1 protein-coding gene is annotated in these 285 nt (G+C 47.0%); it reads left to right on the top strand.

What is annotated here, in order from left to right; translation table 11 throughout:
- Window positions 1-285: class I SAM-dependent methyltransferase (locus HGH90_RS31540; RefSeq protein ID WP_169192795.1), on the top strand; the 285-nt coding region annotated here is incomplete at both ends.

Genomic DNA, 285 nt, shown 5'->3' with positions numbered 1-285 from the left:
AAGCGGCTCCCAAAGCAAAAGTATATACCATTGAGGGCTGTCCAAACATTGCCGCCCGGGCGGCGAAAAATTTTGAAACCTTGCACCTCCCTAATATTATCCAGGTAACGGGAAATTTTGATACCGTACTGCCGGATGTGTTAAAACAGATGCAGTTACCGGATTGGGTGTATATAGACGGTAACCACCGTAAGGAGCCAACGCTGGCATATTTTGAGCAGTGCTTGCAATTTGCCGACGAGTACTCTGTATTCATCTTTGACGACATCCACTGGACGCCTGATA

This window comes from Chitinophaga sp. Ak27, from assembly GCF_012726295.1.
Lineage (GTDB): Bacteria > Bacteroidota > Bacteroidia > Chitinophagales > Chitinophagaceae > Chitinophaga.
Note: the sequence above shows the minus strand (reverse complement) of the source record. Positions and strands in the feature narration are given on the sequence as shown.